Raw genomic sequence first — 465 nt, 5'->3', positions numbered from 1 at the left:
CGAGCGCCTCGCCCCGCGCCCGCGCCGCTTCGATAAACACGAAGAGGTTTTCCTTGATTTCCTCCTGCCCGATAAAGTCGCGGATAAGGCGGGGGCGCAGGTTGTCGTCATGCGCGTCGTCGTCCTGCGGAACCTGCGCCCGCACAATTCCGTCGACAGGGCTTGCGTCCGCGTCTTCGCCAAACGTCGGCGCGGATTTCGGCGGGCGGGGCTTTGCGCCCGCGTATATGTCTGCATTTTCGCTTTGAATCGGCGTTTTCTTGCTCATTTATGCCAGTTCCCTGAGCGTGCGCCGGAACAGAAAATCCTCCTGAGCCGTGCGGTTAAGTGCGGAGAATTCGGCGTCACTGTTCAGCGTCTCGGCAAGCCGCGCGACGGCGTTTTCGCAGTCGCGTCTGTCGTGCCCCATATTCACGAGCGCGGACACTACATTCTGCCACGGCGTTGCCGCCGGATTTCCGACAG

At 61.7% G+C, this 465-nt stretch carries 2 pseudogenes; both read right to left on the bottom strand.

Features of this window, described 5'->3' with window-relative positions:
• Positions 1-268, bottom strand: a pseudogene (locus AWU74_RS08225) (hypothetical protein); the annotation flags it as partial.
• Positions 269-465, bottom strand: a pseudogene (locus AWU74_RS12225) (Holliday junction branch migration protein RuvA); the annotation flags it as partial. It abuts the pseudogene before it with no gap.

This window comes from Treponema endosymbiont of Eucomonympha sp., from assembly GCF_001028545.1.
Note: the sequence above shows the minus strand (reverse complement) of the source record. Positions and strands in the feature narration are given on the sequence as shown.